Annotated in this window: 25 protein-coding genes; 15 read left to right on the top strand and 10 right to left on the bottom strand. The window is 66.1% G+C overall.

What is annotated here, in order from left to right; all coding sequences use genetic code 11:
* Positions 1-202 precede the first annotated feature (202 nt).
* Positions 203-709, top strand: coding sequence for a hypothetical protein (locus tag BR85_RS14850; RefSeq protein WP_155947953.1), 507 nt, complete (start codon positions 203-205; stop codon positions 707-709).
* A 42-nt stretch (positions 710-751) separates the two neighbouring features.
* Here the strand turns inward: BR85_RS14850 and BR85_RS05195 are convergent, their stop codons facing one another.
* Together BR85_RS05195 and BR85_RS05190 are read right to left on the bottom strand one after the other, a co-directional pair.
* Positions 752-1,030, bottom strand: a complete 279-nt coding sequence (locus tag BR85_RS05195) for a helix-turn-helix transcriptional regulator (protein WP_028495567.1) — start codon at positions 1,028-1,030, stop codon at positions 752-754.
* A 58-nt stretch (positions 1,031-1,088) separates the two neighbouring features.
* The gene (locus tag BR85_RS05190; protein WP_036272261.1) at positions 1,089-1,394 is read right to left on the bottom strand and encodes a helix-turn-helix transcriptional regulator; all 306 of its coding nucleotides are present in this window, start codon (positions 1,392-1,394) and stop codon (positions 1,089-1,091) included.
* 119 nt (positions 1,395-1,513) lie between these two features.
* Here BR85_RS05190 and BR85_RS05185 point away from each other — a divergent pair, with 119 nt between their 5' ends.
* The 5 genes from BR85_RS05185 (at position 1,514) to BR85_RS05165 (ending at position 8,100) form a co-directional block, all read left to right on the top strand.
* The gene (locus BR85_RS05185; protein ID WP_155947952.1) at positions 1,514-3,028 is read left to right on the top strand and encodes a proton-conducting transporter transmembrane domain-containing protein; all 1,515 of its coding nucleotides are present in this window, start codon (positions 1,514-1,516) and stop codon (positions 3,026-3,028) included.
* Positions 3,028-5,502: a DUF2309 domain-containing protein gene (locus tag BR85_RS05180; protein WP_155947951.1), complete on the top strand. Its 2,475-nt coding sequence runs from the start codon at positions 3,028-3,030 to the stop codon at positions 5,500-5,502. Before BR85_RS05185 ends, BR85_RS05180 begins: the two co-directional genes overlap by 1 nt.
* Positions 5,490-5,807 (top strand): P-II family nitrogen regulator, encoded by a 318-nt coding sequence (locus BR85_RS05175; RefSeq protein ID WP_028495566.1) that lies wholly within the window; start codon positions 5,490-5,492, stop codon positions 5,805-5,807. The genes BR85_RS05180 and BR85_RS05175 overlap by 13 nt, the downstream gene beginning before the upstream one ends.
* Before the next feature lie 24 nt (positions 5,808-5,831).
* Positions 5,832-6,647, top strand: a complete 816-nt coding sequence (locus BR85_RS05170) for a DUF6671 family protein (protein WP_331280841.1) — start codon at positions 5,832-5,834, stop codon at positions 6,645-6,647.
* A 613-nt stretch (positions 6,648-7,260) separates the two neighbouring features.
* Positions 7,261-8,100, top strand: a complete 840-nt coding sequence (locus BR85_RS05165; protein WP_028495564.1) for a universal stress protein — start codon at positions 7,261-7,263, stop codon at positions 8,098-8,100.
* A 190-nt stretch (positions 8,101-8,290) separates the two neighbouring features.
* On the opposite strand, the gene BR85_RS05160 is transcribed toward BR85_RS05165, so the two are convergent.
* The 8 genes from BR85_RS05160 to BR85_RS05125 form a co-directional block, all read right to left on the bottom strand.
* Positions 8,291-8,554, bottom strand: a complete 264-nt coding sequence (locus BR85_RS05160) for a hypothetical protein (protein ID WP_028495563.1) — start codon at positions 8,552-8,554, stop codon at positions 8,291-8,293.
* 139 nt (positions 8,555-8,693) lie between these two features.
* Positions 8,694-11,480 carry a cation-translocating P-type ATPase gene (locus tag BR85_RS05155; protein WP_081782670.1) on the bottom strand — a complete coding sequence of 929 codons (2,787 nt, stop codon included), beginning with the start codon at positions 11,478-11,480 and terminating at the stop codon, positions 8,694-8,696.
* A gap of 447 nt (positions 11,481-11,927) precedes the next feature.
* Positions 11,928-13,739: an SLC13 family permease gene (locus BR85_RS05150; RefSeq protein WP_028495562.1), complete on the bottom strand. Its 1,812-nt coding sequence runs from the start codon at positions 13,737-13,739 to the stop codon at positions 11,928-11,930.
* A gap of 421 nt (positions 13,740-14,160) precedes the next feature.
* Positions 14,161-14,718: a PDDEXK nuclease domain-containing protein gene (locus BR85_RS05145; RefSeq protein ID WP_051526156.1), complete on the bottom strand. Its 558-nt coding sequence runs from the start codon at positions 14,716-14,718 to the stop codon at positions 14,161-14,163.
* 116 nt (positions 14,719-14,834) lie between these two features.
* A complete protein-coding gene (locus BR85_RS05140) occupies positions 14,835-15,974 on the bottom strand; it encodes an alpha/beta hydrolase family protein (RefSeq protein WP_231478572.1) in 1,140 nt (379 codons plus the stop codon).
* Between the two features lie 8 nt (positions 15,975-15,982).
* Positions 15,983-17,002: a hypothetical protein gene (locus BR85_RS05135; protein WP_231478571.1), complete on the bottom strand. Its 1,020-nt coding sequence runs from the start codon at positions 17,000-17,002 to the stop codon at positions 15,983-15,985.
* A complete protein-coding gene (locus BR85_RS05130; protein ID WP_028495559.1) occupies positions 17,002-17,466 on the bottom strand; it encodes an ImmA/IrrE family metallo-endopeptidase in 465 nt (154 codons plus the stop codon). The genes BR85_RS05135 and BR85_RS05130 overlap by 1 nt, the downstream gene beginning before the upstream one ends.
* Before the next feature lie 65 nt (positions 17,467-17,531).
* Positions 17,532-17,933, bottom strand: coding sequence for a hypothetical protein (locus BR85_RS05125; protein ID WP_331280840.1), 402 nt, complete (start codon positions 17,931-17,933; stop codon positions 17,532-17,534).
* 420 nt (positions 17,934-18,353) lie between these two features.
* On the opposite strand from BR85_RS05125, the gene BR85_RS05120 reads away from it, so the two are divergent.
* From BR85_RS05120 to BR85_RS05080, 9 genes are all read left to right on the top strand, one after another.
* Positions 18,354-19,454: an ArdC-like ssDNA-binding domain-containing protein gene (locus BR85_RS05120; RefSeq protein WP_051526155.1), complete on the top strand. Its 1,101-nt coding sequence runs from the start codon at positions 18,354-18,356 to the stop codon at positions 19,452-19,454.
* Positions 19,454-20,344: a bifunctional DNA primase/polymerase gene (locus BR85_RS05115; RefSeq protein WP_036272257.1), complete on the top strand. Its 891-nt coding sequence runs from the start codon at positions 19,454-19,456 to the stop codon at positions 20,342-20,344. Before BR85_RS05120 ends, BR85_RS05115 begins: the two co-directional genes overlap by 1 nt.
* A 62-nt stretch (positions 20,345-20,406) precedes the next feature.
* Positions 20,407-20,997: a DUF2637 domain-containing protein gene (locus tag BR85_RS05110; RefSeq protein WP_231478570.1), complete on the top strand. Its 591-nt coding sequence runs from the start codon at positions 20,407-20,409 to the stop codon at positions 20,995-20,997.
* 423 nt (positions 20,998-21,420) lie between these two features.
* A complete protein-coding gene (locus tag BR85_RS05105; protein ID WP_231478569.1) occupies positions 21,421-22,320 on the top strand; it encodes a hypothetical protein in 900 nt (299 codons plus the stop codon).
* 2 nt (positions 22,321-22,322) lie between these two features.
* Positions 22,323-23,327, top strand: a complete 1,005-nt coding sequence (locus BR85_RS05100; RefSeq protein WP_028495555.1) for a ParB N-terminal domain-containing protein — start codon at positions 22,323-22,325, stop codon at positions 23,325-23,327.
* Entirely contained in the window at positions 23,327-24,007 is a 681-nt protein-coding gene (locus tag BR85_RS05095; protein ID WP_028495554.1) for a hypothetical protein, read from the top strand. Before BR85_RS05100 ends, BR85_RS05095 begins: the two co-directional genes overlap by 1 nt.
* On the top strand, positions 24,004-25,188 hold the full coding sequence (locus BR85_RS05090) for a M23 family metallopeptidase (RefSeq protein ID WP_231478568.1): 1,185 nt from the start codon (positions 24,004-24,006) through the stop codon (positions 25,186-25,188). Before BR85_RS05095 ends, BR85_RS05090 begins: the two co-directional genes overlap by 4 nt.
* 10 nt (positions 25,189-25,198) lie before the next feature.
* On the top strand, positions 25,199-25,465 hold the full coding sequence (locus BR85_RS05085) for a DUF6112 family protein (RefSeq protein WP_028495552.1): 267 nt from the start codon (positions 25,199-25,201) through the stop codon (positions 25,463-25,465).
* Positions 25,466-25,563: 98 nt separating this feature from the next.
* Entirely contained in the window at positions 25,564-25,833 is a 270-nt protein-coding gene (locus tag BR85_RS05080; RefSeq protein ID WP_028495551.1) for a DUF6112 family protein, read from the top strand.
* Positions 25,834-25,841: the final 8 nt, after the last annotated feature.

Below are 25,841 nucleotides of genomic sequence, written 5' to 3'. Positions count from 1 at the left end.
GTATTGACGATGCGGAGCGAGGATTACTCCCCTTCTCGAGCCATCAAACAGGAGAAGTATGCTTCATGTCAAGTCTGCTCGCGAAACAGGTCCGGAGCCACGCTCTGCACATGGACGAGTTCCGGCCGCCGTGACGGCCGTCTGACGCGACTACGCTGAATCCCGGTTGCTCGTCAGCTACGCGGCGAAATAGGGTGGGTGGGTGAAGGGTTCAGGATTCGACCTCGATGCGGGGCTCCGACGCTACCCGTGGGTGTCTCGGGCAATGAACGCGGAGGCCGTTTACGGGACCGTGCTGACCGCGGGTCTCATTTCCGCGTACTCTCTCTACAACCCGACACTGCCGGTCCTCATCGCCCGCACCATCGGGACCGTCCTCGTGTTCTGGGGTGCACACGTCTACGCCGAGATCGTCGGAAACCGTGCGATGAGCTGGCGGGAAGCGGTCCGCGAAGGACTGCAGCGCTCCGCAGGACTCCTGTGGGCACTCATCGTCCCGGTCGCCTGTCTGACCGTAGCCGTGTTCCTCGGACTCTCGATGAATGTCGCCGTGGACATTTCTCTGTGGGGAGGTGTCGTCAGCCTCGCCATATTGGGATGGTGGGCGGCCCGGCAACGCAATGCCTCCACGGTGGTGAAGGTGGCAACCGCCGCCGCAACGGCAGGAATGGGACTCGCTCTGATCGCCCTCAAGGCACTCGTGCACTGACCGCGTCCGGGTGCCCGTTCAGCCGAGCGACAACGAGCGGGTCTAGTGGATGTCCAGCAGTGCGCGGATCAGGTCGTCCACGGTATGCGCGGCGTTCGCGGGATGCCGCAGCGGACGGTCCTGATACAGGACGTAGTGGTTGCGTCGTCCGCGCTTCTCCCGCTCCAGATACCCAGCGTTCTCGAGATCGTTGAGGATCGTGAGCGCCGAGCGTGTAGAGATTCCGACCACCGCAGCGATATCACGGACGGTCGCGTCTGGGTTACCCGCAATCGCGAGCAATACGTGCGCGTGATGCGTCAAGAACGTCCACTCGGCCATCGCTCCCCTCCTCCTGCGTAGCGCCTACCGGCGAGCCCTTGCGAACGCGCGGCTGAGATCAGGCTGCGCTGGGCGCGTGTTCTGATGCATCCGACGCCGAGAAGACGGCCAGGAGTTCGCCGATGTGATGGCCCCGATCCAGGGGGTGCCGCAACGGACGGTCCGGGTTGAGCCGGTAGGTGTTGCGCCGCCCGACCCTCTCCCGGGTCAGGTACCCCTCCTGCTCAAGCTCACTGACGATGCGTTGCGCCGCACGCTCGGTCACCCCCACCAGGCTCGCGACGTCCCGCAACAGAATCTGCGGGTTGGCTGCCACGCACAGCAGAACATGGGCGTGATTGGTGAGAAAGGTCCACTGCGCCATCACCCCATCTTACCGTTCCACCCCACTTGTTTCCGCATACCCATTTACCGAATCACAATACGTGCTATGTTTTTCGTGTTTCCAGTGACAGGTGAAAACGGGTGTGGTTGATGGGGAGTGTGGTCTTCACGATCGCGATAGCGGCACCGTGGGTCGGTGTCGTGGTCGCCGCCTTGCTCCCGGCATCGGCCGGGACCGTGGCGCGGGCCGCTGCATGGGCGACGGGAACAGGCGCCCTCGCTGCTATCGCCGCCCGGCTGCTGGCGGTACTAGCTGGGCAGCAGCCGCCGTCCGGGGGCCTCTGGGCCGGCGACGCGGTGGCGGTGCTGATGCTGACGCTGGTCTTGTGGTTGAGCGCGGTGATCCAGATGTTCGCGCTCCGCTACCTGCGCGGCGACCTACGGCAACGATGGTTCGCAGTGTGGGCGAACGCGTTGACGGGCAGCACCGTGGTGATGGTGTGTGCGGGGACGGTGGTCACCTTCACCATCGGCTGGATCGCGGCGGGCGTTTCCCTGGTCTTCCTGTTGCACACCTATGGGTCGCTGCCACAGGCCCGTCAAGGGGTCCGGCGGACTGGGCTGAGCTTCCTGATCGCGGACGCCCCCCTGGTGGTGGCGGTGTTGGTCCTGACGCTGGCCGCCGGGAGAGATATTCGCCTCGCAGAGGTGGGATCGGTGTCAGCGACACTGCCGGAGGGCATCGTCGTCGCGGTGGCTCTGCTGTTGGTGGTCGCGGCACTTGGCCGGTCCGCCCAGATCCCCTTCCACCGGTGGCTTCCCGCGACACTGTCGGCCCCAACCCCCGTCTCTGCGCTGCTGCACGCCGGGGTCGTGAACGCCGGCGCCATCCTGGTCATCCGGTTCTCCCCGCTGATCGCGCCCGTGGCTGCGGCGATGCTGGTCATCTTCGCAGCCGGCGCGGCGACGCTGGTGTACGCCACGGCGGTTCGGCTGGTCAAACCTGACGTGAAGGGCCGGCTGGTGTTCTCCACCGCCGGTCAAATGGGCTTCATGATGATGGCTGTCGGGCTGGGCGCGTTCGCTGCGGCCATCTTCCACCTGATCGCCCACGCGCTTTACAAGTCCGCCCTGTTCCTTTCCGCCGGCACCGGAGTGGCCAACCACGCCGAGCAGCGGACCTGGCCCGCCCCGGAACCATCCCCCCGCTCCCGAACGGTCGCAGCGGTCCTGCTCGCCACCGCCCTGCCTGTGGCGGTGCTCGTGGCAGCGAAGGGAATGCTCGCCCCCCAGGCAACCCCCGCGAGCCTGGCCCTGCTCGGATTCGTCGCCTTTACCGCCGCCGTTGCCGTCGCAGCCGGGCTGCGCCGCTCGATGACAGCGGCCACTCTCACGGCCGCGGCGATCGGACTCACTGTCCTGGGATTCTCGTACGTCGCCTTCCTCGGCATTTTCGAACACCTGATCACTCCCGCTGCGTCAATCCAGCCGGCATCGCCTTGGTGGCTGCTGATCCCCGCCGCCCTATTGCTTGGTCTGGAGCTGCTCGTTAACTCCCCGCGCACGGCCAGCCGGATGCACAGCGCCCTGTATGCGCGGACCCTCGCCGAATCGACGGTCTCCGCGCCCACCCGGATCGGCCCTGCCCGTGCCCGTCAGAAGGAGGCCGTGTGATGAGTCTGCTGGTCCAGGCCCATGTCGCCCAAGCCGCCCACGACGTCATGGCCAGCTGGCCGATCGGATCGTTCATCGCGCTCAACCCGCTCGCTGCACACGAGAGCACCCGATTCGAGAACATCGCCGAACCCGGAGTCGCGCTCACCCAGACTCTCCCGCGGTACCACGCCCAGTTCGCGTCAGGCCGCATCACGCGCGCCGACCTGATCACCGCTCTGCGGGAGCGGATCGGGGAACTCGCCGGGCTACCTGTCATCGAGCTCGGCGGGATGGCCTGGTCGGCAGAAGAGATCCTGGTCGCGGAATTGCTCCGTCCCGACACCCGCCCGCCGACTCCGAGGACATCGCCGCCGGCGGATCCGCTCGAGCAGCACATCACAAAGTGGGTGGCCGCATTCGTGGACCCCGACCCGCAGTGGCCGATACCCGGACGGCAGCACGGGTTCTACCGCGCCTGGCACGCCCTGGCCGTCCACGACCCGCACCTGACCAGGCTGGCACGACGGCGGATTCGCTCCCTCCCCGACCGGGCTCTGCCCGCGCTGACGGCAACCCTCACTCATCTCGGGGTCGGAGACACGACCACCGTGGAGACCCTCACAGCAGAGCTGGCTGCGCTTCCGGGGTGGACCAGCTACCTGAAATGGCGGTCCGAGCACAACAGCGACATCGACTTGACCGAATATCTCGCCGTCCGCCTCGCCCTCCGCCATGCCCTCGACCTGCCCCTGCCACCCTCCGCGGCCCACCCCACACCGGCAGGCGAGGAGACCCCAGCCCCGGGGAGGGAATTGTGGGAGCGCGCCGAACAGATCTCCGCCACCCTGGCGACCGCGCCCACCCGTGCCGAGGTGGCGATGGTGGCCCGGATCCTGATCCTGCATGCCCCTACCGATCATCCGTTCACCTGGCAAGCCGCCTACGACGGCCACTATCGGGCCGCATTGCTTCAGTCGATCACCCAGAGCAGCACCGCACCGGACCGGCCGGCGGTGCAGGTGGTGATGTGTATCGACCCGCGCTCCGAAGGGGTACGCCGTCACTTGGAAACGCAACCGGGGGTGGAGACGCTCGGCTTCGCCGGGTTCTTCGGCGTCCCCGTCCGGTTCACGTCCCACCAGGGCCGCGGGGCGGTGGACTCGCTTCCCGCCCTGTTGCGTCCCCGCCACGCCGTCACCGAATCACCCACGAGCCCCCAACGCGCCCACCGACGCGGCCAGGGGCTCCGATTCATCGACGCCGCCGCACACGCCCTGCACACCACCGAGAACGCAACAGCGACCCCGTTCGCGCTGGCCGAAACCGCAGGCTGGTTCTACGGCGCCGCCACCTTCACCCGCACCCTCACCCCCGGCCTGCACCACACCCTCACCCGCACGTGGCGGACCCTCATCGCGCCGCCCTCCTCCAGCGAGGTCACCGTTTCGGATGCCTTCAGCCTCGAAGAGCGTGCGACGCTGGCCGAAGCTGCGGTCACGATGATGGGACTGCACCAGTTCGCGCCGCTCATCGTCCTCACCGGACACGGATCCACCAGCACCAACAACCTCTACCAATCAGCGTTGGACTGCGGCGCCTGCGGCGGAAACCCAGGCGCAGTCAACGCCCGAGCAGCCGCAGCGATCTTCAACGACCCCACCGTCCGGGCAGCGCTCGCCCCCCGCGGGATCACAATCCCGCAGGACACCATCTTCGTCGCCGCACTGCACAACACCGTCGCCGACACCATCACCGTGCTGGACCCGCACCTGGTCCCGAGCACCCACGCCGCCGAACTGGCCAAGTTCAGCACGCGCGCACGTGACGCCGCCGATCTCCTCGTCCGCGAGCGAGCCACTGGCCTCCCCGGCGCACACCCGCACCAGTCCCTGGCGCGGCTGAGAGCCCGCGCACACGACTGGGCAGAGGTCTACCCAGAGCTGGGACTGGCCGGCAACGCCGCCATGATCATCGGACCCCGGGAAATGACCGCCAGTGTGAACCTGCATCGCCGGGTGTTCCTGCATTCCTACCGCGCCGAGATGGACCCCGGCGGGACGGGGCTGGAAACCATCCTGACCGCCCCGATGATCGTGGCGCAGTGGATCAACCACCAGTACTACTTCTCCACCCTCAACCCCGACCTGCTCTCCGCCGGCACCAAAACCATCCACAACGCCATCGGCGGCATCGGCGTCCTCGCCGGCCACAGCGGCGACCTGCGCCGCGGACTGCCCTGGCAATCCGTCGCCGTCGGCGACAACTACCTGCACGAACCGTTGCGCCTGAGCGTGATCATCCAAGCCCCGCTGGAAAGGATCGGCGACATCATCTCCGGCAACCAGGTCCTGCGCGACCTGTTCGACAACGACTGGATCACCCTCACTGCCCGCCCCTCCCCCAACACCCCCTGGCACCGGTACACCCGCTACGGCTGGTCGAGCCCACCCGCCCACACACACAACAAGGAGAACCGCTCATGCACGGACTGACCCAAATGACGAAGGTGGAGTTCGTCGTCCCCGGCCGCGACGCCCCCTCGGTCCGCGCCCTGATCACCGCTGCCGGCGCCACCGGTTACACCGCCGTCTCCGGCGTCTCCGGCATCGGCCACCACGGCCAACACTCCGGTGCGCTGCTGTTCAACGACTACGACACCCTCACCATGCTGATCACCGTCCTCCCCACCGACCGCGCCGAAGAGCTCATCACCGCAGCACGGGAATTGTTCACCAGCTGCAGCGGCGTCATGTTCGCCACCGACACCTACGTCAGCCGACCTGACTACTTCCAATGACACCCACCCCGCACCCCTACCGCGGTGCCGTCATCGCGTTCGCCACCATGCACGGCAAAGAACATCTCGCCCGTGGCCCGTTCCACACAATCCTCGGCGCCACAGTTCTCGGCGTGGCCGGAATCGACACTGACCAGTTCGGAACCTTCGCCGGCGACATTCCTCGCACCCTCCCCCCCACGAGAAACCGCGCGCGCCAAAGCGCGCCTCGGAATCCGCACCGCAGGCCTCACAGCAGGCTTGGCCAGCGAAGGCAGCTTCACCACCGAATACGGGTGGAGTACCCGACACAACGAACTCGTCCTCTTCCTCGACGAGGACCGCGGGATCGAGGTTGTCGAATCCCGCACCGCCAGCTTCCCCCTGCCCCCGGGCCGGCACATCCTCACCAGCGCGCAAGCCCTCTCCTACGCCACCAGCCTCGGCTTTCCCCACCAAGGCGTCATCGTGCAAGCCCACCACGACCACGGATCCCACGCCCACAAAGACACCCACAGCCCGGCCGAACTTGAGATCACCGTCAACCGGCTCCTCGACCAGAACGTGCCCGTGTCGGTGCTGCCGGACTATCGTGCGCATCGCTCACCCGCCCGCGCCGACATCCTCCGAGATCTCTGCTCCCGCATGGCCAGGCGCCTCTCCACCCCTTGCCCCGGCTGCCGCAGCCCCGGATACGGGCGAGTAAAGACCATCCCCGGACTCCCCTGCGGCACGTGCGGTCAACCCACGCATCTGCCCGCCGCCGACATCCACGCCTGCAGCACCTGCGACACCACCCACACCCGACCACGCACCTCAACCCTCGCCGACCCGCAATGGTGCGAGACCTGCAATCCTTGACCACCTCGCAGCCCAACCTCGATCCCGCCGGCCGTGCTCGACCGGAACAGCTGGAGGCCCCGCCAACAGGACCTCCGGCCCTACGTGCGCCGGGCTGGCCCCCGGATAGTAGAAGAAGGAGGCAGAGACCCATGAGCACTGCACACGGACAACCCCTCCGATCGCGTTCTGAAGATGGCTGTCCGACTCGTCCCATGGATGCCGGGGCCGTCGTGCTGTTGACCGGAGAGAGCGAACCGCCGGAGACCGTTCGGGACGCCTGGGCTGGCGCTGCTCGCACAAGCGGTGGCGTCCGTATCATTCGCGTCGTCGAAGACCGAGCATGGGAGACCATCGCCGAACGGAATTGCCACGCCTCCCAGGCCAGGGAGCAGCTTTGCCGGCTGGTCGGCGAGATTCGCGCGAAGGATCCGTCCACTCGTGTCTCGGGTCAGCTCCACAGAGGCCCGCTGCACACAGTGCTCCGCAGCCTCGGCGGCGCCCCGATTCTTCATTTCGACCGCGCAGCAGCCTCTTTGTCCAGCCCGGAGCCCGACGTGACGGAGGATGCGGCGTCGGGCCGATCTGCCGTTGACGCAGGGCTGAGAACCCGTTCGATGAGAAGGAGTGCAACATGAATGAGAAGTTGGTTGTCGGTGTGACGGATGCGTCTGCGTCTCGTCGGGCCGTGGACTGGGCCGTGGAGAGAGCTGCAGCGCGTGGTGACCGGCTCGAGCTGGTATCGATCATCGGCCGCGCGAAAGGTGTCCGCGGGGAGGGACCAGTCATCGAGGAGGCCCTCCAGCTCACACGAAGCCTTCTCGATCGGGAGGCTGAGCGCGTCCGAGCGCACGGCGTGCCCGTCGAGACGCGGATCGGGCGGGGCAAACCGGTGGAACAGCTCATCGACGCCTCCAAGGGAGCTGCTCTGCTGGTCATCGGAAGCGACTACCGCGGCCCAGAGACCGGGCCAGCGCGCGGCCCGCACGGGATCCGCATCACCGCCGGTGCACACTGTCCGGTCGCCGTCGTACCCGACCTGGACCTGACTGGCAGAACCGGGGTCGTCGTCGGCATCGACGGAGCAGATGTGTCCGAGGCCGCCATCGCGTTCGCCGCCGCCGAGGCGGACCGGTCCGCAGAGGTGCTCACCGCCGTCAGCGCTTGGTCGCCAGTCACGGTACCTCTCGGTCTCAGGTCCTACCCCGACGACTACCTGGGCATCATGCACCGCATGGCCGCGGAAACGCTAGCCGGCTCTGTTGGTGGGCTTCCCTCGAAGTACCCGGACTTGGGACTGGAACTGGTCGTTGAACGGGGCGAACCGGCCCTCCTCATCAACCGTGTCGCGGCGCACGCGCGCCTCACCATAGTCGGATCGCACCGCCGCGGGGCGATGGCACGGTTCCTCCTCGGCTCCACCAGTGAACAGGTTCTCGCCCGGCTCGCGACAACCACCATCGTCGTGCGATGAGCGGGATCGCAAACGAGATGGCGAGGTGCTCGAGGCGCGCGAGCCGTCACGGCGGCTTGCGCAGCCTTGCCAAGAAGAGGTGGTCACGCTGTCTGTGACAACCTGAGTGGAGACCAGGGTGACGGTCTCATTCGGACCCACCTGATCGGCTGTCGGTGTGTTGTGACAACTACCTAATCTGGAGAACGATCTAGACAGAACGGTCCGCGCGGTCGGACGGGTCAGAGCCCACAAGCCACACCGCTGTGACTCGGTCCGACCCGCGGATGTCGGCTGAAAGGGACCAGGCCTCACGAAAGTTCGCGCGCGCCCAGTCGATAGTCTCAACCAGGCTGGCGCCCTCCATCTCATACACTGCGACCGCGCCATCGCCATTCAGATGGCCCCACACGCGGAACACCGCGTCATGGATCTCCTCCGTGACATCCCGCTCATCAATCAAAGTTGCGCGCATGGGTTCAGGCTATGACGTCCAGAGCTGCTGAGCAGCCTTCGTGAGCTCTAGACAAGTCCTATTGCACCTGATCAGATGAGCGTTCTCGGTTTGACGAGCCGTCAGAATCTCACGTCGACCGGTGGATACAGGCTTAGCGTCAAGCCCGATGCGTCGCGTTTCCTGCGGGCAGTGCTCCCTGCTCTCGCGGCGTGCGGTTTCCAATCCGTCGGATGACGGCCTTGGCACCTTCCATCACCACGAAAACGCCGACGGCCAGGCCAGCTGTCAGTGCCCAACTGTGGAAACCGATGGGGGTTGAGTCGAACCAGTCGTTCATGAACGGCGCGTAGGTGAACATGATCTGCAGAGCCATCAGCAGGCCGGCCGAGATCCACAGGTTGCGGTTCCCGGTAAGTACCCGAACAGTGAACGCGGAACCGTTGAGCAGACGGCAGTTCAAAAGGAAAGCGAGCTGGCCGAGGGCGAGCATCAGGACTGCGGACGTCTGCGCCACGGCGTAATCGCCGGTGCGGTCGCGCTCGAGAAGGTAAACGACGAAGGTCGCGACGCCGATGACGACCGAGGCGGTGAGGACGACGGCGATCGCCCGCGACGACAGGACCTGCTCCGTCGCTGAGCGCGGCATGCGCCGCATGATGCCTGGCTCTGCGGGCTCTCTCGCCAAGGTCAACGACAACGTGAGCGCGGTGACCAAGTTGATCCAAAGGATTTGCACCGGGGAAAGCGGCAGAGCAATCCCCGCCAGGACCGCAGCGATGATCACAAGGGCCTGCGCGCCGTTGGTTGGCAACAGGAAGACTACGGACTTGCGGATGTTGTCATAGATCCGCCGGCCTTCCTCGACAGCGCGTTCGATAGTCGCGAAGTTGTCGTCGGCGAGAACGATGTCCGCCGCTTCCTTGGTCGCTTCGGTTCCCTTGATGCCCATGGCCACGCCAACGTCCGCGAGCGTGATCGAAGGGGCGTCGTTGACGCCGTCGCCGGTCATGGCGACGACCTCGCCGTGAGACTGCAGGGCGCGCACGATCCGCAGCTTGTGCTCCGGGGAGGTACGAGCGTAAACGTCCACGTCACGTACGACCCGGCGGAGTTCGTCGTCGTCCATCGCTTGGAGGTCGGCGCCGGTCAGGGCGAGAACTTCGCCCTCCGCTGGGGCGATGCCCAGCTCACGGGCGATCGCCGTCGCAGTCCCGCGGTGGTCGCCGGTGATCATCTTCACGCGGATACCTGCAGCGTGGGCCTCGGCGATCGCTGCAGTTGACTCGGGGCGTGGTGGGTCGACGATGCCGATGATGCCGAGGAAAGTCAGGCCGCCATCGAGGTCGCCCAGCGCGATATTGTCGACACCGTCGGCCGGGCGTGTGGCTGCGGCCAGCACGCGCAGTCCTTTGGCCGAGAGTGCGTCGATCCGCTCCTCCCACGCCGCCCGGTTGAGCGGTGCGGTGCCGCCGTCGGCAGAGCGCTCGGTGTCGGCTCGGTCGAGAAGGCGGTCCGGGGCGCCGACCACGTGGACGAATCGGGTCACGCCGTCGGGGGTTGAGCCGGTCGGGAGCTCGTCGAGGGTGGCTGCGAACTTGTGGGTTGACTCGAACGGCACCGCGCCGACGCGGGTCACGGCGCCGGTGGCTGCGCCGGCTTTCGCCGCCAGGACGTCGAGGGCTCCCTCGGTCGGCACGCCGACAACCCGCCAGCGGTCTTCCGTCTGTTCGACATGGGCGTCGTTGGTGAGACCGGCGGCCAGCACGAGATCGGAGAGGTCGGGGTGGACGGCGAGGTCGGCGGTCTGGCCGTCGGAGTTGACGACCCGACCCACGGGGTCATAGCCGGTGCCCTCGACTGTGTATGTGCTTACTGCCGTGACGACCGTCCGGGCGGTCATCTCGTTCTGAGTGAGCGTCCCAGTCTTGTCAGAGCAGATGGTCGTCGTGGAGCCGAGGGTCTCAACCGCCTCCATCTTGCGTGTGATTGCGTGGCGTTTAGCCATCTGCTGCACGCCGAGCGCTAGCGTGATCGTCACCAGGGCGGGCAGTCCCTCTGGCACCGCAGCCACGGCGAACCCGATGGCCGCCGAGATGAGCTCATCAACATCCAGGCCGTGCACGAACCAGCCGACGAGCAACATGACAACGGCGAGCACGCCGATGAGGATCGACAGCTGCTTACCCAGGTGGGCGAGCTGTCGGGCGAGCGGGGTGTCCATCTGGTCCTGCTCGGACACGAGCACCGAGATACGGCCGATCTCAGTGTCCCGCCCCGTAGCCACCACCACGCCCTCGCCGTTGCCCGCGGTGACGATCGTCCCTGAGAAGAGCATCGACGTTCGGTCCCCGATGCCCGCATCCGCAGCCACGATCTCATCGCTCTTGTCGGCGGCCACCGACTCGCCTGTCAACGCAGACTCGTCGATCTGCAGCCGCCCGGAGGTTAACAGCCGGACGTCCGCCGGCACCCGGTCGCCGCTACGAACGCGGACGACGTCACCGACGACGATGGTCGCGGAGTCGACCACTCCCCAGGTCCCGTCGCGCCGTACCTGCGCGCTCAACGACTGCATCTTGCGCAATCCCGCGAGCGCCGACGCCGCACGACCTTCCTGGATGAAGCCGATCAGCCCAGTAGCCACGATCACAACAGCGATCACGGTGAAGTCGACCCAGTCACCCCTAATCGCCTTCAGCACGGCCGCCACGATGAGGATGTAGATCAAAACGTCAGCGTAGTGGGCCAGCAGACGCTTGAAGACGGACGGCTCGGGCGGAGTCGGCAATTCGTTGCGACCGTCGCGCGCGAGACGGGATTCGGACTCGCCTTCCGTCAGGCCTTCTGGCCCGCTAGCGACAGCGCGCAACACCTCCCCCCCAGTGATGGCCCAGGACGCTGCGGGCGCCTCGGCGCGGGAGCGGTCGGTCTCAGAAATATTCATCTGGCGTGCTCCTTGGCAGGGTGCGGTTACGCATGATCGCCCGTCCAGCGCACGCTGCGCTACCGCAGTGAGCGAGCGACTGCACTGCTGTCGGCCTCCAGCTCATTTTTGCTTTGTGACCTGTGCGCCGCCGACGCGATTGCAATCCTCCGATTGTAGACACCCGTTTCGATAATCACAATGCGTCCGTCAGAGGCAATTCGGTGCGTCACGCAAAGAAGCGTGCTGGAGTGCAACGAGGTCGTCGCCAGCGCTCTGAATCCGGCGTTGCGGGCTTCCCGAGTGCATACGCACTTCGATCCGGTCTCGCGCGCCGCCAGCTCGGAACGCCGTCATCCTTGCGCGAGGTTGAGAAGTGAAGTCGCTGAACCCGTCGGTGGGCGGCGTCACTTTTTTGGCGGGTGAAACCGTGACGGGGTGCACTCCTCGGCGGGCGCGTGGTGTCGGTCAGAAGGGGAGGACGAGGGGCACCATGAACACGCTGACGAGGAGGACGACGATGGTGAAGGGTGCTCCGACTTTGAAGAAGTCGAGAAAGCTGTAGCGGCCGGGTTCGACCACGAGGGTGTTCACCGGCGAAGACACGGGTGTCATGAACGCGGCGGAAGCCGCCAGAGCGACAACCATCGCGAACGGATAGGGCGAGACCCCCAGCTGTGTTGCGATGCCGATCGCAATCGGACCCATCAGCACGGCCGTCGCAGTGTTCGACACGAAGAGCCCGATGACGGCGGTCAGCACGAAGACGCCGCCAAGCAGGATCGTCGGGTTCGCGTCGCCGAGCCCGCCGAGCAGGCCATCGACGACGAGGTCCACGCCGCCGGTGCGCTGAAGGGCGAGCGCGAACGGCAGCATTCCGACGATGAGCAGGATCGTCGGCCAGTGGATCGATCGGTAGGCGCTGGGCATGTTGACACAGCGGAAGAGCCCCATCAGCAGGCACGCGATGAGCGCGGCGATCACGTTGGGGACGATGCCTGTCATCATCAGCGCAACCATCACGAGCACCGCGCCGATCGCAAAGGGGGCCTGGTTGGCGGCGGGGGCCACTTCCTTCACTTCGGCCGGGAGGTCGAGCATGATGAAATCCTGGCGCTGCGCCTGGAGCCGGTGGATGGAATCCCAGCCGCCGGCGACGAGCAGTGTGTCGCCGGCGGCGAGGCGGATCACGGGGAATGCCGGCCCGGCGGCCTCGCGCCGATGACGGACGCCAAGCACGACGAGATCGTGCTTCTCCCGGAACCGGATGCTCCGCACGCTGAGGCCGCGCGCGGACGAGTCTGGCGCGATCATGACCTCGGCCATACCCACCTGACGTGAGTACGATTCGAAGAAGTCGGGTGTCAATGCCAGCTCTTCGAGCCGGAGACGACGTCTCTCCGCGCTGGGCACCTCCAGGTCCACCACCACGATGTCGCCCTCCGTGAGGATCGTGTCGTCGTCGGAGGTGCGTACGGTCTTACGCCAAAGGCGGGTGCGCTCGAGCACCAGGACTCCGACCATCGCGCCGCCGCCGAACTCGGCATCCGCCAGTCGTTGGCCGATCAGCGGCGATCCTGCATTGATTCGATATCGGCGGGTGCGGGCGTCCACACCGTAGTCGAGGATCAGGCTCCCGAAGGAGGTGCGCGAACCGGCATCCGCGATCGCCTCCGCGCCGAGGAACCGACGAGCGACCAGCATGTAGCCGATGCCCAGGGCGAGGATGACAAGCCCGAACGGGGTGGGGGCGAAGAAGCCGAAACCGCTCAGACCGTGCCGCCGCAGCTCAGCGTCGATCACTAGGTTCGGCGTCGTGGCGATCAGCGTAAGCATGCCACTGATGAGACCGGCGAAGCTGATCGGCATCAACAGCTGCCTGACCGAGATGCCCGTTCGGGATGCCACGCTCAACGCGACCGGAATGAAGATCGCGACGACGCCCGTCGAGCTCATCACCGCGCCGAGCAGCGCGACGCAGAGCATGAGCAGCACGATCACCCGCGTCGCACTCGCACCCGCCGTACGCGCCAGCCAATCCCCGAGCCGGTACGTGACCCCCGTGCGGGAGAGCCCCTCACCCACGACAAAGAGCGCGGCGATCAGCACGACGTTCGGATCGGCGAAACCCGCGAGAGTCTCCGGGACGGAGAGAATGCCGGTCAACGGCAGCGCGACGATCATCAATAGCGCAACCACATCCATGCGCGGCCGGCCGATCGCGAACATCACGATCGCCGCGATCAGAAGTGCGAGGACCACCGCCAGCTCCAGGTTCACGCCGTCCTCCCTCCCTCAGGAGACTCCTGAAGCGTACCCACCTTCGGCTGGCGATGATGATTCGGCTACCGTGCCAACGCCGCCGCACGGGTGATGGACATCCTGGCGCTGTAAGACGTCGCCGAACTCCTGCTGAAGCCGCTGTTCGGATCCCTGTCGGATCGGATCGGGGCCAAACCCGTGATCGTCGGCGGTCTCCTCGCGTTTGCGGGACTGTCGCCGTTCGGGCTTGGCGCTGACAACACCATCATGCTGGCGGTTGCACGACTGGGGGCAGGGCGCCGCCACCGCAGCGTTCTCGCCAGCGTCGTCTGCCACGGTTGCCCGCCTGGCCGGCGCTGGTCGCACGGGGCGCTACTTCGGTCGCTATGGGTCGTGGAAGAGCCTCGGCTACACGCTCGGACCATTGCTCGCTGGGCGACTAATCGGCGTTGGCGGGCTGCCTTCTAGGTTGGCGTCCTGGCGGTTCTGGCAGAAGCAAATGCGATCTGGGTCGCTGTCCCTCCACAAGCTCCACATAGGAGCCGAGCTGGCCGGCATACTCCGGCTTGAACTTACCTGCCTTGAGCTCCACTACGACGTAGCGCAGCTGTTCGAGATGGAAGAACAGCAGGTCGACGAAGAACTCATCGCCGTCCACGTCGAACGGGACCTGCCGGCCGACGAAGCTGAATCCGCTGCCCAACTCTCCGAGGGTCTTTATGGCGCGTTCCACCAGCGCCTGCTCGAGTTCCCGCTCCGCGTGGCCCGGCTCGATGCGAAGGAAGTCGAAGACGTACGGATCCTTCGTGATCTGCTGCGCGAGCTCGGACGCACCCGGGTCCAGGATGCGATCGAAGTTCGTCGGCGCCCCGCCGAACCGCAGGTGAGCGGTGGTCTTGATGGGGTGCTCGAGCGTGGCACCGGTCCATCCGTGCGTCAGGGTTTGGCCGGCGTACCAGTCCCGCAGTTCGGGACCGAGGAGCTTGTCCAGGAGCACGGTGATGTTGCCCTACGGCAATTGCGCAACAGGCTGTTGCGCAATCTCGGTAGGTCCTGGCCCGGTCCGGGCAAAAGAGGGCTACACCACGCTAAGGGGCACTACTCCAGCATCAGTCAGTTTGTAACCTCGGCGATAAGCCAGGCAGCAACAGTGGACCGCCAATGCTCTCGGTCGGAGTTCCACGTCATCGTGTGATCTGAGTCGAAGATTTCGAGTTGAACGAGATCTGGACGCAGCACTGCGAGCTCGCGAGAGAGGGCCGACGGCGCCGAGCCGTCGTTCGTTCCGTGGAGGATCAGAGTAGGGACTGCCAGCTCGTGCGCGCGTGCGATCCAGTCGAGATCCCCGAGAGGGATGGTGCCGGTCAAGCCGACTGCGTGTACGAGCAAAGGCGAAGTGAGCCACGGGAGCGCGAGGAGCCCCGCCGCGGCAGGCAGCCCGGTGCGGGCGCAGTTCGCCTTGATCGTGGCTGCCCAGTCGAGAACGGGCGACTCAAGGATGAGCCCGGCTATCAGCCTGCTGTAACGCGGCCGTGCAGCGAGCTGGAGTGCGACCTGCGCTCCCATCGACCAGCCGAAGAGAACGACCTCACGCGCGCCTTGGTCGATGGCGTACTGGATCGCAGCGTCCACGTCTTCGACTTCAGTGGCGCCGAGTGTTGACCGACCACTTCCGCGCCGCGGGCCCTCGCCGTCATTCCTGTAGCTGACGACGAGAGACGTGTAGCCCACATCCGTGGTGACTTGCACACCGCGCAGCGTTCCGGCTCGCGGGCTGCCGAGCCCATGGATGTGGATTGCCCACCTCGTTGACTGCGAGTCGCTGCCATCAATACGCCACGCCGGCGCAGGCCCCGACGGAGTGGGGATCGCAACGTCGTAGGCGCTGAGGCCCGCATCGGCGGGCGTCATGAAGTAGATCCCGCTCCACGAGGCGCGATCGTCGGCTGACGGTGTGAAGCCCGGTGCTGTTGCTGTCACGGCTCGTGCGAGGCGCCCAGACCCGCGATCAAGTACCTCGGCAGACAGCTGCGCCCAATGGCCACCTGGGAACAGCAGAGTGAACTCACCCGGGGACTCAGTTTGATGCGTTCGATCGAGCACGATCACCTGCCGGTCGCCATCCTGTTCGACGGCACGGATGGGCAGGTCGAATCGGCGCGTGCGCGAAGGCGCGGTCAGGCGCCGCGCGATCACCAAACCGAGTCCCAACGATAGGGACGCTGTGGCGGCCATCACGCCCCCCAGCGCCATCGGGCCTCTCATGCCGCCCCTCGTTGAGACGTGCGCCGTGTGGCCGGCGCAGCCGACGCGTGAAGTCGAGCTTCGTCGGTTCCGAGGAGATGCTGCTCCGCACGTTCAAGGACGAGGCGGTCGCCTGCGTTGAGAGAAAAAGACACGCGCGGGTCGATCATCGCGTCGCGGATCTCTACGACCTGACGATGCAACTGTGCCTCGAGGCCATCGGTTTGCACGGACGCCGCATCCGTCTGACTTAATCCCGGGCGAACGATCGTCGCCGCTCGCCATGCGGGCGACAGTTCGTTGATGAGCGAGCGTGTTCGCGCCGCCCTCCGGCGCGCGCTCAGGTAGCGCACTGTCGGCTGCCCCGCGAGTCCGACGCAGAGGAAGAGGAAGGTCAATATGTAAAGCGGTCCATACGCGATAGACACGTCCGCCATCACGTCTACACGCCCGGCAACGTGTGCGATGTCCATGATGAGGACGACGACACAGAGAACCACTCCGAGGAGCGCGCCGACGACGAGACAGCCGGCCGGCAGACGCTGTAGACCAACGCTCAGCCGATACTGGCGACTCGCGAGGACTGCCATGGTGCCAACGACGATCCCGTAGTAGGTGAACTGGATCATGGAGTACGCAGCTGCGGCAGGCTGCGCTCCGAGATCAATCATGAAGTTGGTCGTCGTGGCGCCACGGTCGATGAGCAGAAAGGCGATCCCGACGCCGCTCAGCGCAACCAGGAGGGCAACGGGGCCCAGCGCAATGCGAACTGGGCCGGGCTGATACTCCCCCGCTTTCATGATCCCTCGGCCAAGGAAGAAGATCCCGACCATGAGCGCACAGTCCCCGATGAGGGTGGCGACATTCGAGCCGCCGAGGAGTGCATCGATGAAGCGGTAGACCGCATCGACGTTGATCGTCATAGCGACAGCGATCGTGATCGCCGCGTAGGTGATGCTCCGCTCGGCTCGTCCGCGGCGCAAGATGAGCAGGCTCGCCACGAGCAGCCACATCAGCACCGCGACGAAGGTCTGCATCACCCGAAGATCTCGAGATAGCGCGATTCGCCGCACACCGAGCCTCTGATCGCCGCAGCGAGATGATCAGCCAAGGCCTCCGCCGCGATCTCGGTGTGAGAGTCCAAATCTTGACGAGTGAGTAGTCGACGCCGAGTCCGGGCGGGGATGTCGGGAAGCAGGAAGTCTTCCGTCGAACATTCGTCGTCTTCTCCATGCCCGAGGATCATGTGGGCGAACTCGTGCAGGACGAACTGCTGGCGATGGAGGACGGAGTCGCTGTGCGCGTGAAGGACGAGGTCTTCGCTCTCGGTGATGAGCCACACCGCGCAGATGCCATCGTGGTCGCCGAGATCCGCAAGTTCCACGATTCTGAGTGTGCGCTGCCGGTGATCCTGGATTGCCCCAACGAGATCGTCAAAGGTGAAGGTGCTACCCAGCGCAAGGTCTGCGACGGCCGTCGACACGGTCTGCTCGATATTCACGATGTCACTCCCGTCTGGGGAGCATGTGCCGGTGGGGGGCCACAACGGACCGGCAAGGGCACTGCTCAGTTATGTGTCATTTCCTCATCCAGGAATCTGCTGATCGCCTGAAGAGCCTTCGGGGAGATGTCCCCCAGCGTGCGCGCGGCGTACGACTTCACCTTCGCTGCCCGCATCGCCCGCACGAGATCCAGTTGCGCGGTGACCTTGTCCGGAATCGCTACCCCGTCCTCGCCCAGCAGGAACGCGGTATCCACGTCGAAGAACGCAGCCAGCCCTTCGAACAGCGCGGGATCTTGCACGTAGCGATGGCCGTTGACCATGTATGTCCATCGAGATCTCGACAGGTTGATGCCGCGCCTCTCGAGGAACGCGGCGATCTGGGCGTAGGTCGGTTCGGAACCCGACTCGGTGATCGCGACGTCGAGGAGCAGCCTGAGGCGTTTCGCGAGGTCTTCCGCGGCCACTTTGCTCTCGTCTTCTGTCATTTCGGTGGACCACCCTTCCCCTCGGGTGAGGCAAGGCTTGTCGGTTGTGAGCGCCCGTCGACTGGCGTTGAGAATGCTCAATGTACTCGTTGGTCATGCTCAAATCAATCATTGCGCATGATCAATGTCGGTGCTAGAAACGACTCCTAAGCAATTTGAGCATGCTCAAAGAGGAGGTCATCGCCCAGGACGGATCAGCGGAGTTGCCGGCACTCCACCCCCGCACAGCCGGCTCGCGGGCGCGCCCGAATTTCGTGAGGCCGCCCCGCGCGAGCGTGAACCGTTATGCGACCATCTCGGGTCGGCCGTTCGCGCGCGCGCTGTTCGGCTCCGGTGAGATCGCGCGTACCTCCCACAGGAAGCCGCTCTGTCGGCTGATCAGAAGGAGGTGCCCCCGCCATGACTCACCAACTCCACGCCGTCGGTTCCACTGAGGCGAAGCTCGAACGGCTGCACGCTCAGCTGGCGGATGCCGTGGCCACGCTGGTGACGAGCGATGACTGGGTGCGAGCTCTTGAGTTCGCCGCGCGATTCCGCTCTCGTTCGTTCAACAACACCATGCTCATCTGGCTGCAACACCTCGCTGCGTTCGAGCAGGGCAGGGTGGCTGAGCCCAGGCCGACGTACGTCGCGGGGTTCCGGCAATGGCGCGCGCTTGGGAGGTCGGTCGATCGCGGCCAGACCGGGTACATGATCTTTGCGCCCATCCACGCGCGGTTCACCTCCCCCACCCCAGAGGTCACCGAGTCATGGCGTCGTCTTGCGCCTCGCGAGATCCCGAGACGCAACGACGAAGTGCGCACTCGAATGGTCGGGGTGCGGCCCGCATACGTGTGGGATGCCTCGCAGACGAGCGGTGTCCCGATCCCCCATGCCCCCACTCCGCAGTTGCTCGCGGGCGAGGCGCCAAAAGGTCTCTGGGATGGTCTTGCATCCCTCGTACGCGAACACGGGTACACGCTGCGCACTGTTGGGAGCGATCGCGATCTCGGCGGAGCCAACGGCATGACTGACTACCTCACTCGGAGCGTTGCCATTCGAGGCGACATAGACCCCGCGGCGCGTACGAAGACCTTGGCGCACGAGCTGGCGCATGTGATGCTGCACGGCCCTGACAACGCGGATGCCGTGCTCCATCGCGGGATCGGGGAGGTCGAAGCGGAGTCCGTTGCTCTGATGATCGGAGCGGCCCACGGCCTCGACACATCCGGCTACACCATTCCCTACGTGGCGACCTGGGCAGCATCCGTCGATGGCAAGACGCCGGTGGAAGTCGTGCAAACGACTGGTGAGCGAGTCCGGGCGGCAACGGTCACGATCCTCAGGGGACTGCCGACGGTGCAAGCCGGCACGGGCGACCCACCGGGGTTGACGAGGGAAGCGCAGCGGGGTGCACTTCAGCCAACCGGGGCCGCTCCGACGGAACGGTTCGATGATGTCCGCATCGCGAACGCTCGGAACTCGTCCCCCAAAGCCGCGATCTCGGCCCGGGTTCTGTGATGGACACCGTCGCCCTGTTCGCCGGGATGATCGGCCTCTCGCCGCGGGAAGGCGCCGCTCGATTCGCTGCGGCAGGAGTCCCGATCTTCCCTTGCAAGCCAGCGGAGAAGCGACCGCTCACAGAGCACGGGTTCCGCGACGCGACCTCCGACGACCGGCAGATTGCCCGATGGTGGGCTCGATGGCCCGAAGCGAACATCGGAATGCCGACCGGGCGCGCTTCCGCCGTCGAGGTCGTAGACATCGATGTGCACGGGCGGGTGCGCGGATTCGCTGCCTTCGAGCTCGCTCGCCGGGAAGGTCTCGTGGATCGCTGGCAGGCGCTGGTGAAGACGGCATCCGGTGGGATGCACGCCTACTACCCCGCAGACCCTGATCGCATTCAGGCATCGTGGCAGGCCGCCAGCGCCGGCATCGACTTTCGGGGCGAGGGCGGTTACGTCATCGTGCCGCCGTCGCTGGTGCTGTTCGAAGGCAACAGGTCTGCATATGCGCTGATCGGCGCTGGACGCGAGGACGCCGTGTCTATCGACGGATCGGCGCTCAGACAGTTCCTTGACCCGAGGCCGACCCCTGCTGTGAAGATGCCCGCGGAGGCCCGCCACGATATTGACGCAGAGCGTATCGCGGCCTGGATGGCCGCACGGGCTGAGGGCGAACGGAACCGCGCCCTGTACTGGGCCGCATGCCGGCTCGCGGAGAACGGGGTCACCGATCAGAGCGCGCGCAATGTACTCGGGCCTGCTGCGGAGCACGCGGGGTTGCATCAGGCTGAGATCCTGACGACCATCCGATCTGCGTACCGAACGGTGGTGAGGCAGACGCCACCCTTTCGCATCAGTGGTGGCAGCTCAGCATCCCGCTCGCTCAGCGGGCAGGTGATCTCGTGATCCCCGCTACGACCGACCCGCGGTCAGGACGGATTGCCGTATGGACCGCGGTAGTCGGCACCGTGTTCATCGCTGTCGGTGCGTTCTGGTTGTCGTTCACCGCTCTCGCGGATCTCGCCCACGCGTCCGGCATCGCGGCGACGCAGGCGTGGGCGTGGCCGCTCATTGTGGACGGAATCATCGTCGTCGGAACCGTTGCCGTCGTCGCGCTCGCCGGACAGCGGGGTGCGTGGTATCCGTGGATGCTGCTCATGATCGGCGCTGCGGTATCGGTCACCGCAAACTCGATCCATGCCGTCGTCGCGGCCGATGCCAATGTTCTTCCTGTGCTTGCAGCGTCGGTTGCCGCAGTACCGCCGCTGGTGCTTCTCGCGATCACTCACCTGACGGTCGTTCTCACCCAGCGATTCCGCCTCCACGTTTCCTCCACAGCAGAGACGCCACGAGACCTGTCCACAGAAGTCGTTCCGATTCGCTCGCTGGTCGAGGTTCCGGAGAAGGGTGCCCGTAGAAGCGTTGCCGCGCTGATGCGTCAGCGCGGGATGTCGAACAAGGAGATTGCGAGCGCCACGGGAGTTCATCCGTCGACAGTCGGCCGGTGGTTCGCGGGGACGATCGGCACACCTGAGGTTCAGAAGGAGGTTACGTCATGAACGAATACGAGCGAGTCGAGCGACCCGGCCTGCCGCTTCGCTTGGACGCGTCCGAGCGTGAACGTGAACTCGTCGATAAGTGGTCACCCGAAGAGGTCTCCGAATTGGCGCGGCACGGCGATCCTTCACTCGCGAGGCAGCCGCTCTCCCTCTCCGGCGCCGAGCAGGTTCGAAGTGAGGTCGTCTGGATGCGGCCTACGGAACTCGTTCCCGCCGTCACCGGGCGCGTCGCGGGCCAGGGAATCGACCTCGAGTCCTCGCTCGCCCGGCGAGCGCGCGCTTTCCCGACGCAGGGGGTTGCGGCTACTCGCCGCGCAATCCGAGAACGGGCCCTTCACCTCCCGCCGGTGGAGGCGTTCGGAAACGGCCGCGCTGATCACGGGTCCGTCCGTCGTTCTGGAATCGGTCGGTAGCGAGGTTGCCATGTCGAGCCAGGGTTCCCGCTCAGCTGCCGCCGCATCGGTTCACTCGCAACGCGTTCCGGACTCGTCCGAGTCGGCGAGCGTGCCCGCCGCGTTTGAGAGCTCCGAGGGGCTGCGCGAAGTGCTCGAACGCCTCGCCGCGCAGGACCGTGGCGCCTGGCGTCGCGACGCCGAAGCCGCGGCGCTCATGGAGTATGTCGTTCGGCGTTACGCAAAGCTGGCGCGCAAGCACGGACTCGATCCATGGGATGCCGCGGCGGCCGCATTCGACGCGATGCGCTCGTCGGCCGTGCGCAACGCTGACGACCCCTGGGCCGTAGTCACGCGGGCCGTACAGGTGACGCTGATCGCGGAGGAGCGCGCAAACGGCCTGATGTGCTCCGTGTACCAGGCGCGCCGACCCGAGTTCTCGTCGTTCCATGACCCCGAGCGATTCAGCGACCGAGAGAACCCTTTGAGCGACTATCACCCGGCACTTCGTGTGCAGTCGATCGGGGACTCACCCGACGATGGTTGCTCAACTGACGGCGCCGGGATCGGTGAGGCAGTCGAGAATGCAATCGCCTTCATGACCTTGCTCGGTTGGCCGCGTACTCCAGCGCGCACCGCGATGGAGTACATCTGCGCGCGGCTCAGCGAGGTCCCTTCGCGTGCGACGGCCTGGGAATCGCTCCGGCGCGACGTTCACGGAAGAACCCTCCTCGACCTATCGTCCGCGTCGTGGAATGGATTGCTCCGCGCCGTCCTCGGCAACCCGGAACCGGAGGTCGCACGGACGACAGCTGGCCGCGGCATCCTGCTTCGCCTGCTGATCGGCGAGCCGCTGCGTTCTCTCCTGACGGATGACGACCTCGTCCTCGCGGTCAGTCTCGCCGCACCCGCCGAGCGGTCGAGGCGGTGACCGTGGGAACCAACACCGGCCACATCGAGCTCGAACGATCGATCGAATCGATCATCGTCGGGAAGCGACACCGCACCGAATACGGGGACATCGACGAGCTCGCCGACTCGATCACCCGCGACGGCCTGCTGCAGCCGGTCACCGTGACCCCGGAAGGCGTCTTGGTGTGTGGCGCTCGTCGGCTGGAAGCGTTGAAGCGGCTGGGCGAGAAGACGATCAAGGTGTGGGTGCGGTCTGGCATCTCGGATCGGCTCGCCGAGCTGTTGGCGGAGCAGGCTGAGAACCTCCTCCACAAGCCGCTCACGCCGACAGAGGCGGCCGCCCTCTACACCGAACTGAAGGATCACATCGCCGACGACGCGACTCGCCGTCAGGCCGCGACCCGCTTCGGCCGTCCCGAGGCGCGGAATGGAAGTGACGGTGGTGCCACCGTGGCACCACCGCAGTTCAAGTCGGGCAAGAGTCGCACGCAGGCAGCCCAGATGGTCACCGGCAAGGCGTCGTACACGACGCTGGAGCGCATCGCCGAACTGCAGCGCTTTGTCACTGACCCTGGCGCCGACCCAGCCCTGAAAGAGAAGGCGAGCGAAGAGCTGCGACTCATCGACGAGGGCGGAAGTGTCGCCGCGTCGCACGCGCGAATCCGGCAACTCATCGAGCCGGAGCCGCCACAGCAGTTCGAGGACTTCGAAGCGCCCGAGGATTTCGAGCCGCCCGACGAACTCGAGCAATTGGCGAGCGCGGCCCTCGCGAGAGTCAAGGAGGCCAGGCGAAATCGGCGAACTCCCCGGTCCCGCGCCCCGGCGACGCATGTCTTTCCCGTCCGGGCGTTCGTGCGTGTGTGGGAGGACCTCGACCTTTGGTGGACACACTTCGACGTCGCAGCTGTGGCCTCCGACCTGACTGACGAGCAACTCGAGCAGTTCGAATCGACTCTCTCGTCGACCGTAGAGTTCTTCGCGGCGCTGCGCAGCGCGAGGGTGCAACTGAGGCGGGAGATCGCGTAATGGTCGCCACGCTGAGCCCCCGGCGGCGCCTCATCCTCTTCCTGTCCCTCGGGTTCGGAGTGTTGGCCGCACTCGTCGGCGTCGGGCTGTACGGCCTGGTCCTAGCGCCGACGCCAAGCACGCCGACGACTGCTGTCGATCCAGCAGCGCCGGCTACCCCGCCTGTTGATCCCGAACCGAGCGCCTCGAGAGCAGAGCTTCCCCCGATCCGCTCGACACCTGATGCCGAGTCCTTCGCGCGCGACGCAGCGCATGCGCTCATCAATTGGAACACCGCGACCGACTTCGATCCGGTCGACTACGCACAGGTCATCGTCGACGCCGGGGATCCCTCCGGAGCCGAGACCGCCGGGCTTGCCTCCGATGTGCGCATCTACCTGCCGACCGCGGAAGCCTGGATGACGCTGCGCACCTACGGCACGCGCCAGTGGCTCACCATCGATGAAGCGTTCGTACCGGCATCCTGGAACGACGCGATCGATCAAGCGACACCTGGCCAAATCCTTCCCGGAACCATCGCGTACACAATCACGGGTACACGCCACCGCGCGGGCATCGTCGGGACCCAGGCGCAGGAGACGTCTCGACCGATCGCGTTCACACTCTTCATCGCCTGCGAGCCGAGTTTCGACGAATGCCGCCTGCTCCGGCTCTCCGAGGTCGACAATCCGCTCCGGTGACGGACGTCCGCATGAAGAAGCTCGTCATCGCCCTCGCCGTCGCCCTGATCACCCTGCCGTTCGCCGGCTTGATCGCGCTCCCCCTCGTCCTCTCCCCCGCCGCGCTCGCTGCCTGCCAGGCATCCGGCCAGCTCGTCGTCACCGAGGTGCCGGAGAACCTGACGGCGACACGGAGCGACGGGGTACCGGTAACCCTCGGGCACACACAACTCACCCGTGCCGCGACGATCATCACGGTCGGCAGCGGTATTGAGGGTGTCGGGCGGCAGGGGGTGCTGATCGGGCTGATAGCCGCACTCACCGAGTCGACCCTGCGCATGCTCGCGAACGCCGCCCATCCCGCATCGCTGGGCATGCCCAACGACGGCATCGGGAGCGATCACGACTCACTCGGCCTGTTTCAGATGCGCCCGACGGCCGGCTGGGGCACCGTGGATGAGCTCATGGATCCGGACTACCAGGTGCGCGCATTCTTCGGCGGAGCAGAAGGACCCAACTTTCCCTCCCCAGCGGGGCTCCTCGACATCCCGGGCTGGCAGGCAGCCGATCCCGGCTCGGCTGCGCAAGCAGTCGAGCGCTCGGCCTACCCCGACCGCTATCAGGAGTATCAGCCCGTCGCGGAAGCCGTCCTCGTCGCGCTGACCCGGCCGATCGCGTCGGCGACCGGAGGCGGCGCACCTCTCGATTCGGTCCCCGAGACGGCCCGCATCGTCTTTCCCCTCCCGAGCGACACGTGGGTGCGGGCCAGCAGCTATGGCGGGCGAACCGACCCGATGACGGGTCGACCTGCGTTCCATGCAGGAACCGACTTCTCTGCGGCAGACGGCACACCGATCTTCTCGATCGCGGACGGGATCGTCAGCTGGGCAGGGCCGTACGGGGGTTACGGACAGCTGATCGTCATCGAGCACACGGTCAACGGAGAGCGGGTGGCGTCGGCCTACGCGCACATGTGGCCAACGGGTGTCCACGTGACGGTCGGCGAGCGCGTCACCGCCGGCGCACACATCGGTGACGTCGGGTCATCCGGCAAGTCCACGGGATCGCACCTGCACTTCGAGATCCGTCCCGGCGGTGCGTTCGAACCGGCTATCGACGCAGACCCGTGGCTCGCCGAGCACGGGGCGGAAGGATTGGACGCCGCTACCGCTGGCAGGACAGCGTGCGCGTCAGGCGCATGAGGTGACCGAAATGGACATCTTCCCGGACTTCGGAGCGGTTGGAGGAGCTGGCGACCTCCGCGCGATCGTCGGCGCGCTCCTCATGTACGTTCTGATCTTCGCGGTACTTGCGATCCTCATCTGCGCCGCCACATGGGCGATCGCGTCTACGAGCGGGAACTACCAGTCGGCCATGCGAGCCCGTACCGGCCTCCTTGTCGCCGTCGGCGCAGCGGCACTTGCCGGCGCGGCGGTCGCCTGGATGAACTTCCTCATTGGGGTCGGGCAACAGCTCTAGCCAGAGTGCGTACATGGACTGGGCACGTCGACGGATCTCGGGGACGCCGCACGCACCTTGTACGCAGGTTCGTTTCTGCGCAGACAAGGAGCACGACCGTGATCGACATCGTTCCCAACGGGTCGGGACTTCCCGGCATCGAGCAACTCCGCGTCATCGTCGGCGCCGTGATGACAGTCGGGCTCATTCTCGCCGTGCTCGCCCTCATCATCGCCGCTGTCGCGTGGGGGTATGGAGCCAACTCATCGAACCCCCATCTCGCCTCAAGGGGCAAGCTCGGCGTTCTAGTAGCGTGCGGCGCGGCACTCATCTGCGGGGCGTCGGTCACGCTCGTGAACTTCTTCTGGGGTGTCGGCCAGTCCGTCTGAGCGAGACG

It is taken from the genome of Microbacterium sp. UNCCL10 (assembly GCF_000746195.1).
Taxonomy (GTDB): Bacteria; Actinomycetota; Actinomycetes; order Actinomycetales; family Microbacteriaceae; genus Microbacterium; species Microbacterium saccharophilum.
Note: the sequence above shows the minus strand (reverse complement) of the source record. Positions and strands in the feature narration are given on the sequence as shown.